Origin of the sequence: Kocuria palustris, assembly GCF_016907795.1 — a bacterium.
Lineage (GTDB): Bacteria > Actinomycetota > Actinomycetes > Actinomycetales > Micrococcaceae > Kocuria > Kocuria palustris.
In genome coordinates, this window is record NZ_JAFBCR010000001.1 from 2220620 (window position 1) to 2234200 (window position 13581).

The 13581-nt window shown below is 72.2% G+C and carries 10 protein-coding genes; 7 read left to right on the forward strand and 3 right to left on the reverse strand.

The features are described from left to right. The first annotated feature begins 133 nt into the window (after positions 1-133). On the forward strand, positions 134-3259 hold the full coding sequence (locus tag JOE55_RS09845) for a hypothetical protein (RefSeq protein ID WP_204782776.1): 3126 nt from the start codon (positions 134-136) through the stop codon (positions 3257-3259). Between the two features lie 31 nt (positions 3260-3290). Here the strand turns inward: JOE55_RS09845 and JOE55_RS09850 are convergent, their stop codons facing one another. Beyond that, on the reverse strand, positions 3291-4481 hold the full coding sequence (locus JOE55_RS09850) for a glycosyltransferase (RefSeq protein ID WP_204782777.1): 1191 nt from the start codon (positions 4479-4481) through the stop codon (positions 3291-3293). Between the two features lie 141 nt (positions 4482-4622). On the opposite strand from JOE55_RS09850, the gene JOE55_RS09855 reads away from it, so the two are divergent. Beyond that, positions 4623-6218: a cell division protein PerM gene (locus JOE55_RS09855; RefSeq protein ID WP_204782778.1), complete on the forward strand. Its 1596-nt coding sequence runs from the start codon at positions 4623-4625 to the stop codon at positions 6216-6218. A gap of 13 nt (positions 6219-6231) precedes the next feature. On the opposite strand, the gene JOE55_RS09860 is transcribed toward JOE55_RS09855, so the two are convergent. Continuing rightward, positions 6232-6729, reverse strand: coding sequence for a hypothetical protein (locus JOE55_RS09860; protein ID WP_155930929.1), 498 nt, complete (start codon positions 6727-6729; stop codon positions 6232-6234). A gap of 118 nt (positions 6730-6847) precedes the next feature. Between JOE55_RS09860 and purN the strand changes: the two genes are divergently transcribed. Beyond that, positions 6848-7408, forward strand: a complete 561-nt coding sequence (purN, locus tag JOE55_RS09865; protein WP_006215525.1) for a phosphoribosylglycinamide formyltransferase — start codon at positions 6848-6850, stop codon at positions 7406-7408. 95 nt (positions 7409-7503) lie between these two features. Beyond that, the gene (gene purH, locus JOE55_RS09870) at positions 7504-9120 is read left to right on the forward strand and encodes a bifunctional phosphoribosylaminoimidazolecarboxamide formyltransferase/IMP cyclohydrolase (RefSeq protein ID WP_204782779.1); all 1617 of its coding nucleotides are present in this window, start codon (positions 7504-7506) and stop codon (positions 9118-9120) included. A gap of 71 nt (positions 9121-9191) precedes the next feature. Here purH and JOE55_RS09875 read toward each other — a convergent pair whose 3' ends face one another. Continuing rightward, on the reverse strand, positions 9192-10838 hold the full coding sequence (locus JOE55_RS09875; RefSeq protein WP_204782780.1) for a substrate-binding domain-containing protein: 1647 nt from the start codon (positions 10836-10838) through the stop codon (positions 9192-9194). A 348-nt stretch (positions 10839-11186) separates the two neighbouring features. Between JOE55_RS09875 and JOE55_RS09880 the strand changes: the two genes are divergently transcribed. The 3 genes from JOE55_RS09880 to JOE55_RS09890 are packed head-to-tail and all read left to right on the forward strand — an operon-like array spanning position 11187 to position 13527. Then, positions 11187-12272, forward strand: a complete 1086-nt coding sequence (locus tag JOE55_RS09880) for a LacI family DNA-binding transcriptional regulator (RefSeq protein WP_204782781.1) — start codon at positions 11187-11189, stop codon at positions 12270-12272. Between the two features lie 41 nt (positions 12273-12313). Then, the gene (locus JOE55_RS09885; protein WP_053446946.1) at positions 12314-12931 is read left to right on the forward strand and encodes a TetR/AcrR family transcriptional regulator; all 618 of its coding nucleotides are present in this window, start codon (positions 12314-12316) and stop codon (positions 12929-12931) included. A gap of 44 nt (positions 12932-12975) precedes the next feature. Continuing rightward, on the forward strand, positions 12976-13527 hold the full coding sequence (locus JOE55_RS09890) for a gamma carbonic anhydrase family protein (RefSeq protein WP_204782782.1): 552 nt from the start codon (positions 12976-12978) through the stop codon (positions 13525-13527). Positions 13528-13581 lie beyond the last annotated feature (54 nt).

Here is a 13581-nt window from a genome sequence, read left to right on the forward strand (position 1 = left end):
CTACAATGGGAGGTGCTGTCCGAACGCACCCGTTCGGGCACAGGACATGACACCAGAGGGGCGGCTGCGGATCGCGGCCGACCGGCATCCGGCATCAGGACGGCGGCTCGGGGAGCCGCGGACGGAGGAGAAGTTGGCTCATACGCGAGGACTCAGCCTCGGAGACCATCGGATCGCCCGCAGCGCCGCGGAGATCGAGTACCTGCGCTGGAACGACGCCGTGTGCGCGGCGCTGTTCGGAACCGACAAGGCGGGCGAGCTGGTCCCGCTGGACCTCGACGACGCCGTGCTCGCCAGGATCGGCGCCGAGCACGAGATGGACGGGCCCTCGGTCCTGCGCGCGATCGCCGACTCGGTGACGCCGCTGCTGGTCCTCGACGGATCGCGCACCCCGGTCCTCGAGGCGTTCACGCGGATGAACACGCTGTGGTACCGCGACTCGCGCCGCGCCCTGGACTCCCTGGAGGAGCTGGCCCCGCCGCCCGTCGTCGCGCTGCTGTGCCTGTTCGCCGTGGCCGGGCGCCACACCTCCCGTCTCGCCTCGCGCACCGGCGCCAAGGCGGCCACGGCCTTCTACCTGCCCCTGTCGATCCTGCTCGGAGCCGGCCAGGACAACGCCAAGGCCCTGGAGGCCTCGTTCAAGAAGGACGCCGAGGGCTACTGGGACGCCGTGCGCTACTGGCTCGAGCTGCGCGACGGCGAGGTCGGGCTGCCCGTGGGCGATGCTCTGAACCAGCGGCCCGTGGGCCTGGCGCTGTCCCAGTCGCTGCTCGGGGAGTCCGAGCGGCGCCAGCTGCACCAGATGTTCGAGGACATGGGGCTGACCACGGCCCAGGGGCTCTCGGCGGGGGAGCTCGGCATCTACCTGGACTTCTGGCTCGACGTGGCCGACACCGAGGTCTCGCCGGAGATGAAGAAGCTGTGGTCCACCTCCTCCACCCGCGACCCGGGTCTGGAGATCGCCCGCTCCGAGCTCATCCGCTGGGAGCGCTCGCGCGAGTCCGCCGGAGGCCCGGTGCCGGTGCGCCGCTCGGCGACCTCCCGGCCCGGTGAGCATTCGGCATCGCTGACCCTGGTCGACTCGGTCGACTACGTCGGCAATCCGCAGTTCGAGTTCGGCTTCGTGGTGCCCAAGCGCTACATGGCCGATCGCGATGTCGAGCTGGAAACCACCGCAGGGCCGCGCTCCGTCTTCCTGTCCTACATCGGCGATGCCTACCTGGGGATCTCCGCATACTCCGCGCGCATCGACCCGCAGTCGCTGCTGCTCGGCGAGCTGCGCCTGTCCGCCGGCGCCCACAGCTTCCGGCGCTCGCCGCGCCCGGTCGTCGTGTTCGCCAAGGACGGCTTCTCGGACACCTACATCTCCGTGGACCACATCCCGGCCGCCTGGCCGTGCCGCGTCCTGGTCCGCGACGACGAGGACCTGATCGCCGGCATGCGCGCGATCCTCGAGGACTCCGCCTCCCCGGACTTCACCTTCCGTCCCGCGGGCACCGCTGGCCTGCCGGAGGGCTGGGCCCTGTTCGACGGCGTCCAGGTCCTGCGCGCCGGCAACCCCGAGCTGACCGCCGATGACAACTTCTCCGGGATGGTGCCGCGGCTGGTCCCGTCGATCCGTCTCTCCGGCGGGCTGCGCATCCCCGGCGACGTCATCCGCTGGTCCACGCAGCGCCCGCCGCAGATCACGGTGGTCTCCGACTCGGATGATCCCCTGACCCTGGAGGTGGAGTGGCGCCACGCGGAGACCTTCCGCCTGGAGCGGCACAAGCTGGCCGAGAACCGCACCCCTCCGTTCCAGATCTCCGTGGAGTCCACTCCCATGGTCGGCCCGGACGGCCGGCTGCGGCCCAACGACTACATCCTGGTCCTCAAGGCCGGACGCACCGTGAAGCAGCGGATCGCCTACCAGGTCCGCGACACCAGCTTCTACATCACGCAGCGCTCGCTGGGATATGAGGGCGAGATGCTCCACGAGCCCACGGATGCGCTGTGGCCCGTCACGGCGGCGACCGCCGAGGAGCTGCCGGAGGAGTACGTCCAGGGCGCTTTCGACAACCTGGAGGCCCATCCGGTCGAGACCGATCTCGAACTGCCGCTCGTGCCGGGCTGGCACTCCGAGGAGGGCCAGCTGCTGGTGCCCCGGGAGAACGTGCTTCCGGAGCACGACGGCCCCTCCTGCCTGCGGACGGGGCGGCACCGCATCGTGATCCCGCCCATGGACCCCAAGTCCAAGGCGACCTGGATCTTCGGGCGCTGCCGCGACTGCGGCATGGAGAAGCGCTACCCGGGACGGCTGACCAAGGCCTCGGCGGTCTCGGAGGTCGGCTCGGCGGACGCCCTGCAGTTCATCGGCCCGGAGGTCGGGGAGCACCCGTCGTCGTGGGGCCCCTTCCGGGACGCGCTCACGTTCCTGGGCGGCGGCAAGCGCTCGTCGCTGTCCATCGTGGCCCGACAGCTCGAGGACACCGAGCGCTTCGAGGAGTGGTTCGTGGGCAACCTCCACGCGCTCGGATTCCTGGAGACGATCCGCGACGCCAACTGGACGGTGCGCCGCTGGCAGGTCTGCTCGCCGGCGCTGGCCCAGCTCGTGGACGGCTCGGTGCTTCTCACGGGCGGGTGGACGCCGCAGAAGGAGGCCCAGGTCGTGGCCGCGGCCGAGAAGGCGGGCGGCTCGGTGGTGACGCTGTCGCCCGAGGACCACTCCATGTCGCTGATCATGGATGCCGAGCTCGAATCGGTGGCGGAGCATCTGCCCGAGGGCCTGTGCGACGTCGTCTATGAGGCCGGTCCGGTCATGCTCGACACCCTCCCTCCGCTGTCGGAGGTCGAGCAGGGACTGCCGCGCGCGGAGATGCAGTACAACGGCGTGGCCGAGCGCTTCGACCCGGCCGATGCCACCTGGCACGCCACGACCGACCGCGAGCAGGTCGGGCTCTTCCGCATCAACCACCACCACCGCACGCGCTACCGGTTCCGCACCGAGGCAGACGTCGAGTCGGGCCACAGCCGACTCGTGAACTCCGGGCTGGGCAAGCATCTGGCCGCTCGCCAGGCCGGAGCCCCGCTGGCGGCGTGGGACGAGTCCCTGCAGCTGCTGTCGGTGCCGATCGGCGCGGAGCTGCCCGGGCTCTACGCCCGTGCCGCCGTGCTGTGCTCGGGGCTGATCCCCACCCGCGTGGACGACGACTTCTCGCTGAACTACGGCGACATCACCCGCGAGTTCGCCGAGGTGCTGGTCGCCAAGCTGATGGGCTGAAGAACCAGATCCGCCATCGTCGGTCCCCTGATCAGCCGGCGCGCACGATCCGGCGCGCCGAGCGGTGGCGCTGGAAGGTGATGCGGGCGCGCTCGTAGTGGGCGAGCAGCTGGTCTCCGATGGCCGCCCAGGTGCGGGACTCGACGGTCGCACGTGCGGCGCGGGCGAAGGCCGCCCGCTTGGCGTCATCGCCCACGAGGTCGCGGACGTGGTGCTCCAGCTGGCCCAGGTCGCCCGGGCGGTACAGCCAGCCGTTGCGGGACTGATCCACCAGGTCCAGGGGGCCGCCGCGGCCCGTGGCCACCACCGGGACGCCCGAGGCCATGGCCTCCTGGATCGTCTGGCAGAAGGTCTCGAACTCTCCGGGGTGCACGAAGACGTCGAACGAGGCCATGGTCCGGGCCAGGTCCTCGCCGCCCTGGAAGCCGGCGAAGTGCGCGTTCGGCAGCCTCCGGCGCAGAGCCTCCTTCTCCGGGCCCGAGCCGACGATCACCAGCCGGGAGTCCGGCAGGGCGTCCAGGCGGGCCAGGTCCTCGACCTGCTTCTCCGCTGCGAGCCGACCGACGTAGCCGATCAGCTTCCGGTCGCCGCCGATCTCCTGGCGCCAGGCCTCGTCTCTCTTGGCGGGATCGAAGCGCACGGCGTCCACGCCCCTGCGCCACATGTGCACGCGCTGCACCCCGTGCTCGTGCAGCTGGCGGATCGCGAACGTGGACGGCGCGAGCGTCACGGTCGCGAGGTTGTGCAGCGTCCGCACGTGGCCCCACAGCACGTCCTCGAGGAACGGGGCGCCGTAGCGGGCGGCGTAGCCGGGGATCTCGGTCTGGTAGACGGCCGCGCAGGGCACGCCGAGCTGGTGAGCGGCCTGGACGCCGCGCCAGCCGAGCACGAACGGGGAGGCCAGGTGGACCACGTCCGGGGCGAAGCGCTTGAGGATCCGGCGCACGGTCGCGGTCGGCCCCGCGGCCAGGCGGACGTCGGGGTAGCCGGTCAGCGGCACGGCCGGCAGGCGGTGGACGACGAGCCCGTCCAGGGACGGATGTCCGGCGGCGTCGCCATCGAGAGCCTCGACCGTGTGCGTCATCTGCAGCGGATCGGCGGCGGGGCAGATGACCATCGCATGATGGCCCTGGGACCGAAGATGCTCGATCACGCGGATGACGGAGTGGGTGACTCCGTTCATATGGGGCAGGAACTGTTCGGCGATGACAGCGATTCTCACGCTGTCCAGTGTGGCGCTGCACGGGGCACGCGGCGTCGCCGAGCAGTGGCCTGGCGGTGAAGCCGATGTGAACTCATACCCGCCATCTGTGCGGTCCGTCTCCCCGGGGACTGGCAGGCGAGCGTGAGACCATGTGCGGCGATGACCGATCGATCCGCTTCCCCGGCTTCCCCATCCGATCCGGAGTCCTCCGTCGCCCCTGGCGGGGCCCCGGAGGAGATCCCGGCCGTCTCGGTGCCCTGGCACCGCGGCGTGCTGCCCGGGCTGGGCATCTCTGTGCCCGTGCTCGCGCTCACCATGATCGCGCTCGTGCTCTCGACCGTTCTGGGCGGCTTCGAGCATCTGCCCGCCGCGGTCGCGGGCGGGCTCGGTGCGCAGCTGTGGCTGCTTTCCCTCGGGGTCCCTGTCGACGTCCTGATCGCCCCGGCGGAGGGGCTGGGGGCCGAGGGAGGCGTGGTGAGCCTGGTGCCCCTGGGCCTCAGCGCGCTCACCGCCTGGCTGTCCTTCGCGGTCGGCGTGCGCATGGCACGGGGTGCGCCCTCGGGGGCCCGGCTCGGGGCCGCGGTGCTCACCGCGGGGCTCACCCACGCCGTGCTGGCCGCTGCGGTCGCGGTCGTGGCACGCACCCCGGCCTCGGCCGCCTCGCCGCTGTGGGCCCTGCTGATCGGCGGCTGGCTAGTCTGCCTCTTCATCGCGATCGGAGCCATGGTCGAGGAGGGCTCTGCGGCCGCCCTGGTGGGGCAGCGCACGGTCGCGCGAGCACAGCGGATGCGCCAGGACTACCGGTGGGCCGGATCCTATCTCTGGGCGCTGCTGCGCGCCGGAGGCATCGGCGCCCTGTGCGCCGTGCTGGCCGGTGCGGTGTGCATGCTGCTGGCCCTGGCCACCGGGGCCGAGTCCATGCTCGAGGCCCACCGCGCGCTCGGCACGGACATCCCCGGCGACATCGCCGTGGCGGTGCTGCACTTCGCCCTGCTGCCCAACCTCGTGCTGTGGGCCTCCGCCTGGGCCTCGGGTGCCGGCTTCGCGATCGGCGACGGCACCGCGATCACGCCGGCCGGAACCCAGGCCGAGGCACTGCCCATGCTGCCGGTGCTGGCGATCCTGCCCGGTCACGACCCGGCGCCGGCGCTGCTGGCCGCCCCTGTGCTGCTCGTGCTCGGCGGGTTCGCCGCCGGTCACTGGTTCGCCCGCGAGGGCGAGGACCACCTGGGCGAGTGGATCGCGGTGCGCCTGCCGAGCCGGTGGCTGTCCGCGCCCCTGGTCATCGTGCTGAGCTCGGTGCTGATCGGGGCGGTCGCGGGTGCGCTGATGCTGCTGCTGGGGGCGGTCTCCTCCGGATCCCTGGGACTGGGCGCCCTCACGGAGGTGGGTCCCGATCCTGCGCGCCTGGCGCTGGCCGTCGGGCTCGAGGTGGCGCTCGGGGCCCTGATCGCCCTGATCCTCAGCCCCTGGACGGACCATCGCCGTGCGGTGCGCACGGGCGCGGCAGCCGCCGAGCCGGAGGCGGGTGCTTCCGAGGACGACGAGCTGTGGAGCGTCCAGGACGAGGACGAGCGGGCTCGGCAGGAGGCGGCCTCGCGCGCCGAGGCGGACCGCCAGCGGGAGGCGCGCCGACGCGCGGAGATCAAGCAGGGTCGCCGCCAGCGCGCCGAGGCCGTGCAGGCCAAGAGGCAGCGCAGGGAGTCCGCGGACGAGCGCCGTCGGCGCAGGCGCAAGGCCGTCCGCGACCGCTGAGCCCCGGCCCTCTTCAGGAGGTCGGCCCGTCCGCCGGAGCATCCTGGGCGGAGCCCGGCAGGATCGCTTCGCGCAGCCCGTCCTCGAGCTCCTGCTGGCAGGACGACGTCCCGGCGATCGTCACCGAGCTCGACATGCAGGTGTCGTAGGCGGAGACCTGGTCCCAGAACAGCAGCCGCGCGCCGCCGCCGATCAGGCTCCACAGCCCGATGACCAGCGCGATGACTGAGGTCATGATGATGGTGGCCTTGCGCGGTGCGCGACGGATCCGCGCCAGCGCCACGACGGCCAGGATCATCCCGGCCACGGCGGCCACGAGTCCGGCCAGCGTCATCCACAGCGGCCCGGAGCTCAGCAGCATGGCCGCGCCCACCGCCAGCAGCGCGATCAGCGCGGTGCCCGCGGGCCCGCTGAGCACGCGCGGCTCCTGCTCCTCGCCGCCTGGCCCGCCGTCGCCGCCCGGTCCCGGTCGCGGGGTCGTGGGGCTCGGAGGGGGAGGTGCGGAGCTCATGGCCACGAGTCTACGGGCCGGGCCTGCGCCGATCGCACCGGTGGCCCGCAGGGCCGGGCACGGGCAGACACCCGACGGCTGACGCGGCGGCTGCTCGGGCGCCGATAGGATTCCAGACATGCGCCTCGTCATCCTCCTCTCCGGCTCCGGGACCACCGCACAGGCTCTGCTCGATGCCGTCGCCGACGGCCGGATCCCTGCCGAGATCGTCGCTGTGGGAGCCGACAAGGACTGCGCCGGGCTCGAGCGCGCCCGTGCCGCAGGCGTCGAGGACTTCCTCGTGGCGCCGTCGTCGTACTCCGACCGCCCCAGCTGGAACCGCGCGCTCCAGTCCGCGGTGGCCGAGCGCGAGCCCGACCTGGTGATCCTGGCCGGGTTCATGCGGATCCTCGACGCGCAGTTCGTGGCAGCGTTCGCCGATCGCCTGATCAACACCCATCCGGCCCTGCTGCCGTCCTTCCCCGGCGCCCACGGCGTGCGCGACGCCCTCGCCCACGGGGTGAAGATCACCGGCGCCACGGTCCACCGCGTGGTCCCGGAGGTCGATGCGGGGCAGATCCTGGCCCAGACCGCCGTCGCCGTGGCCCCGGAGGACGACGAGGACTCGCTGCACGAGCGGATCAAGGCCGCCGAGCGGGAGCTGCTCGTGGACACGGTCGCCCAGCTCTCCCGCGGCTGAGCAGGGCACAGGCGCCTTCCCTCCACGGGTCCTAGACTGGTGCGCGCGCCGGAAGCGGCGCCGAGCCCCGATCCACCATCAGGAAGTGACCGTCTGTGAGCCAGAACCAGCTGGACCGCCTGCCCCTGAAGCGCGCGCTGATCTCCGTCTACGACAAGACCGGTCTGGAGGAGCTCGCCCAGGGCCTGCACTCCGCCGGAGTCTCCCTCGTCTCGACCGGCTCCACGGCCAAGCGCATCGCCGAGGCCGGCGTTCCCGTGACCGAGGTCGCCGACCTGACCGGGTTCCCCGAGTGCCTCGAGGGCCGGGTGAAGACCCTGCACCCGCGCGTGCACGCCGGCATCCTGGCCGATCGCCGCAAGGACGACCACGTCCGGCAGCTGCAGCAGCTCGAGATCGAGTCCTTCGACCTGGTGGTCGTGAACCTGTACCCGTTCGCCGAGACCGTACGCTCCGGCGCCGGGCGAGACGAGGTCGTCGAGCAGATCGACATCGGCGGGCCGTCCATGGTCCGCGCGGCAGCCAAGAACCACCCGTCCGTGGCCGTGGTCGTGGACCCGGCCCGCTACGACGACGTCGTGGCGGCCGCCTCGGACGGCGGGTTCGACCTGGCCGCGCGCCGCCGCCTGGCCGCCGCCGCCTTCTCGCACACGGCCGCCTACGACACCGCCGTGGCCGAGTGGACCCAGAAGACGCTGCTTGCGGACGACCCGCAGGCGGACCTGGTCATGCCGCCGTACGCCGGTCTGGGCTTCGAGCGCGCCGAGACCCTGCGCTACGGCGAGAACCCCCACCAGGCCGCGGCCCTCTACCTGGATCAGGCGGCGTCTGCGGGCATCGCCCAGGCCGAGCAGCTGCACGGCAAGGCCATGTCCTACAACAACTACGTCGACGCCGACGCCGCTCTGCGCACCGTGGGCGACTTCGACGAGCCCGCCGTGGCGGTCGTCAAGCACAACAATCCGTGCGGTCTGGCCGTGGCCACACCGGGCGCCGAGGACCCGGTGGCTGACGCCCACCGCAAGGCCCACGCCTGCGATCCGCTCTCGGCCTACGGCGGAGTGATCGCTGTGAACCGGCCGGTGAGCGAGGCCATGGCCCGCACCGTCAAGGACATCTTCACCGAGGTCGTGGTGGCTCCGGACTTCGAGCCGGACGCCCTGGAGATCCTCACGCAGAAGAAGAACATCCGCCTGCTGCGCCTGCCGGAGGGCTTCGACCGCGATCCGCTCGAGTTCCGTCAGATCTCCGGCGGCGCGCTGATGCAGGTGGCCGATCGCAGCCAGGCCGAGGGCGACGATCCCGCGAACTGGACGCTCGTGGCCGGTCAGGCCGCCGATGAGCAGACCTTGGCCGATCTGGCCTTCGCCTGGAAGGCGCTGCGCCCGGTGAAGTCGAACGCGATCCTGCTCGCCGATGACGGCGCCACGGTCGGCATCGGCATGGGCCAGGTCAACCGCGTGGACTCGTGCCGCCTGGCGGTCGAGCGGGCGAACACCCTGGACTCGGACGGCAAGCGCCGCGCCGAGGGCTCCGTCGCCGCCTCGGACGCGTTCTTCCCGTTCGCCGACGGCCTGGAGGTGCTGCTGCAGGCCGGTGTGCGGGCCGTGGTCCAGCCCGGCGGGTCGATCCGCGACGAGGAGGTCATCGCGGCCGCGGAGGCCGCCGGAGTGACCATGTACACGACCGGGGCGCGCCACTTCTTCCACTGAGGCTCCCCGCCGCCATGAGCTGAGGCCCCCGCACCGATGGTGCGGGGGCCTCAGCTCATGGGCGCTGCGGATCAGCGATCGACCGTGGAGAGCCCCTCCAGGAACGCCTGCTGCAGCTGCTGCTCATCCGTGGCCTGGTGGTAGGTGCCGCCGGTGACGCCCGCGATCGCGCCCAGGGCGACCTGATCGGCGTCATCGGAGATGCCCAGAGTCACGATGCGCACGGGCTTGGCCGGGTCCTGCTCCCGCTCGAGCGTGCTGATGAGCTCCTCCATGCGCATGGGGTCGTCTTGGCCGTAGACCTGCTGGCCGCCGTCGGAGACCAGGATCACCGCGTTGAGCTGACCGGGCTGCCAGTTGCGCTGCTGCTCACGGAAGGCCGCGAGCGTGGTCTCGTAGAGCTCGGTCTCGCCGCCCTCCTTGTACTCGGCCTGGGCCATCTCCGCCTGGAGGGCCTCGCGCTGGGTGCGCCCGTCCTCCCCGTGGACCTCCTCCTCGATGCCGCGCACCGGCTGCAGCTCGATGTAGGGCTCTCCTTCGGGGCCCATGTCCCTGGAGAACAGCCACAGTCCCAGGCTGTCGCGGGCCGGGAACAGCTGTGCGCCCATGGACAGGGTGCCCATGGTGGAGTCCCAGCGGGTCTGGCCGCTGTCCTCCTCCTCGCCCATGGAGCCGGAGGCATCCACGACCACCAGCGCATTGAGGGGGGCCGACTGACGGTCGTAGGTCTCGGCCACCTGGTCGTAGGCGGCGCGATCCTCGATCTCCAGCCGTTCGGGGATCTCGATCGAGCGGTCGTCCTCGAGCGGTGCACCGTCGGCGGGGCGCAGGCCGGCATCGGCCAGGGCCTCGCGCCCCTCGCCGGTCTCGAACCAGGCGGTGATCTCGTCGGCGGCGGTCTGCACGGAGTTCGAGCTCGACAGCGAGCCGCTGGTGACCATCAGGGGGTAGTCCAGGAAGGCCGTGCCGCTGTCCGGCACGCCGGCGCGCAGATCGGAGGCGGCGTCGTCATCGAGCAGGTCGTGCTCGGCCACGATCGACTGGCCGCCGTCCTGTTCGACGGCTTCGAGCAGCCCGGTCGCGTCCAGCAGCGGGGAGGAGACGTCCTGGGTCTGGGCGCGCAGCGTCAGCGCTTCCTGGGCCGCCGCGGGGTCGACCTTCTCGCTCTGCGCCTCGGCGGTCACCGCCTGCATGGCCGCCTGGGCGCCGCCGTCGTCGAGGGGATCGCCCATGCGGGCGCTGTTCTCCTCGAGCAGCTCGGTCCAGGTGCCGGGCAGGTCCTCGGAGCCGTCTGCGGAGGCCACGACGACGGGGGAGGAGGCCAGGGACGGGGTGTGCCTCTGCACCGCGTCGTCGAAGCCCGACTCATCGACGCGCCCGGAGGAGTCCGGGATCCAGAGGGGCTCGGAGAGCTGGCCGCTGCTCGCGCGCTCGGCGGTCTGCGCGCTGGACTGCTCCACGACGTCCAGGCGGACGCAGGAGTCGGCTTCGATCGGCTTGTGCTCGAGCGCCCGGGCCATCTCGGGCGTGGCCGCCACGGCGATGCGCACGGTGGATTCGCAGGAGGAGGGGGTTCCGCCGGTCCCGCCGGCGGTCACGGCCCACAGCCCTGCACCGCCGACCACGAGAAGTCCGGCGGCGCCGACGATCGCCCAGCGGCCGCCGGACTTCGTCTTCTCCGCTTCGCGCGCGGCGCGGCGTGCATCGCCGTTGGTCATGGGTCTCTCCTCCCGGGGGCGCCGCTCTCACTGCCACATGAGAGGGGCGGGCACGCTGGCGAAGGGGGCCCGGGACAGCCGGGGTCGCAGCGCAGGCTGTTGCAGTCTGGCACGGGCCGGAGCAGAGGAGCAGGCTGTGGCCGTCCCCACTCCGGGGGAGCTCTGTCCCGAAAAGGGTCCTGCTCTGCGGTCAATGAATAATGTCCTATACGATGCGCTGCCTCCGACTCCTCGTCGAGCGAATGTGACGGAGCAGGCGAGGCAGGGCGGCCCAGCAGCGAGGCTGAGCGCCCGGTCGCATCGGGCGTGCTTTGTGATGCGCTCCGGGTGAGCCAGACTGAGGGGGTGATGGAAGAGCAGAGCAGCGCCCCAGCAGACGATCCTGTGCCGTCGGAGGCCGCTCAGGGGCCGTCCGCGTCCAAGGGCCGGGCGCCCACCATCTACGACGTCGCGCGGAGGGCGGGGGTCGCTCCCTCGACCGTCTCCCGCGCGTTCGCCCGCCCGGGACGCGTGTCCTTCGAGACCGCCGAGCGCATCCGCGCCGCGGCCGACGAGCTCGGCTACCGCGCCCGCACGATCACTCGGCGCACCGATGCCCGCGAGGGCACCCGCATGATCGCCCTCGTGCTCAGCGACCTCTCCAACCCCGTGTACGTCGATCTGCTGCGGGGGGCCGAGGAGGCCGCCGCCGACGCCGACTACACGATCGTGCTGGCCAACTCGCAGGAGACCGTCAAGAAGGAGCAGGAGGCGCTGGGGCGGGTCCTGCCGCTCGTGGACGGCGTTCTGATGGTCTCGTCCCGCATGTCGGACTCCGCCGTGCGGATGACGGCCAAGCAGAAGCCCACGATCATGCTCAACCGGGCCGTCTCCGGGGTGGTCTCCGTGGTCACGGACAACGCCATGGGCACCCGTCGGGCCGTCGAGCACCTGGTCTCGCAGAACATCCGGGACATCTCCTACGTCGCCGGGCCGGAGGCCTCCTGGACCGACGGCATGCGATGGCGGGCCGTGCGGGAGACCGGAGCGGCGCTGCACGCGCGCATCCACCGGCTGGGGCCGGTCGCTCCCACGATCGCGGGCGGCCGGGCCGCAGCGCTGAGCTGGATGGAGCACCGCACTTCGGGAGTGATCTGCTACAACGACCTCATGGCGGTGGGGTTCGTGCGCACCCTGCAGGAGCACGGGCTCTCGGTCCCGCGCGACGCCGCGGTGATCGGATACGACAACATCATGCTGCTGCCGTACGTCTCCCCGAGCATGTCCACGATCGCCGCCCCCGTGCACGCGATCGGCGCCACGGCCACGAAGAACCTCGTGGCCATGATCCGCGGAGCCCAGCCGACCTCCAGCCGGCCCCTGGTCCTGCCGAGCAAGCTCGTGGTGCGCCAGTCGAGCCGGGTCCTGGAGACGCCCACGCTCAGACGGCGCTGAGACCGCCCGCCCCGAACGCCCGTTCCGGATAGGATCGGGACATGCCCAGGGTCAGCGATCAGTTCCGCGCCGCACGGCGTCAGGCCGTCCTGGACGCCGCCTCCGAGTGCTTCCTGGCCCACGGCTACCGCGGCGCCTCGATGCATCAGATCATCGCGGCCACCGGGCTCTCCGCCGGTGCGCTCTACCACCACTTCCCCGGGGGCAAGGCCGAGCTGGTCTCCGAGTGCGTGCGCACGGGCCTGAACGGCGTCCTGGAGGCCATCTCCCCGGCGGATCCGCGCACCGAGCAGCCGCAGGAGGGCTTCCAGCCCGATGCCTGGCTCGTGGGCGCGCTCGAGCAGCTGGCTGCCTCGCCGCGGCTGGCCCGGCTGCTGCTGATCACCTGGGCCGAAGCGGCCGTGGATCCCGCGGTCGCCGAGCTGATGGGCACCCACCAGGAGACGCTGCGCTCGGCGATCGACCGCGTCTTCGCCGACTGGGCCGTCGCCGAGCTGGGGCTGGCAGAGGCCAGCGCCCGACAGTGGGTCGAGATGTTCTCCCAGGCGGTGCTCTCCGTGCTGCAGGGCTGGGTCGTGCAGTCGGCGCTGCTGCCGGGCTTCGACCACGAGGCCTACCTGGACTACGCCCGCACGCTCGTGGCCTCCGACGAGGGCTGAGCAGACCCGGCCCCGCAGCGCCGTCCTGCGCGTACTGTGAGGCCATGGATCCGCAGCAGCAGCCCCTGCCCGTGCCCACCCTGCTTCCGTGGAAGGGCCGTCTCCCCAACGTCGCCGACGACGCCTTCATCGCCCCCACCGCCGTCCTGATCGGCGACGTGGCGGTCGGGCCCGGCAGCGGGGTCTTCTACGGCACGGTCGTGCGCGGGGACCGCTCCGCCCTGTGTCTGGGGGAGGGGTCGAACCTGCAGGACAACTGCACCGTGCACTCCGATCCGGAGCACCCCTGCACCATCGGGGACCGGGTCTCGGTGGGCCACGCGGCGGTGCTGCACGGCTGCACCGTGGAGGACGACGTCCTGATCGGCATGAGCGCCACCGTGCTCAACGGGGCGGTGATCGGCACGGGATCGCTGGTGGCCGCCGGCGCCGTCGTGCTCGAGGGCACCGTGGTCCCGACCGGCAGCCTGGTGGCCGGCGTGCCTGCCAAGGTGCGTCGCGAGCTCACGGACGAGGAGCGCCAGGCGGTGCGGAGCAACGCCGCCGAGTACCTCGAGCTCTCGCGGCGCCACCGCAGCCTCCAGCACGAGGCCTGAGCCGACCGGCTGGACGACGAGAGGGTGCCGACGCTCCTGGAGCGTCGGCACCCT

Coding starts and splice junctions, on each gene's coding strand:
- purN (WP_006215525.1), top strand. CDS start 6,848: ATGCGCCTCGTCATCCTCCTCTCCGGCTCCGGGACCACCGCACAGGCT.
- JOE55_RS09855 (WP_204782778.1), top strand. CDS start 4,623: ATGACCGATCGATCCGCTTCCCCGGCTTCCCCATCCGATCCGGAGTCC.
- JOE55_RS09860 (WP_155930929.1), bottom strand. CDS start 6,729: ATGAGCTCCGCACCTCCCCCTCCGAGCCCCACGACCCCGCGACCGGGA.
- JOE55_RS09880 (WP_204782781.1), top strand. CDS start 11,187: ATGGAAGAGCAGAGCAGCGCCCCAGCAGACGATCCTGTGCCGTCGGAG.
- JOE55_RS09875 (WP_204782780.1), bottom strand. CDS start 10,838: ATGACCAACGGCGATGCACGCCGCGCCGCGCGCGAAGCGGAGAAGACG.
- JOE55_RS09885 (WP_053446946.1), top strand. CDS start 12,314: ATGCCCAGGGTCAGCGATCAGTTCCGCGCCGCACGGCGTCAGGCCGTC.
- JOE55_RS09890 (WP_204782782.1), top strand. CDS start 12,976: ATGGATCCGCAGCAGCAGCCCCTGCCCGTGCCCACCCTGCTTCCGTGG.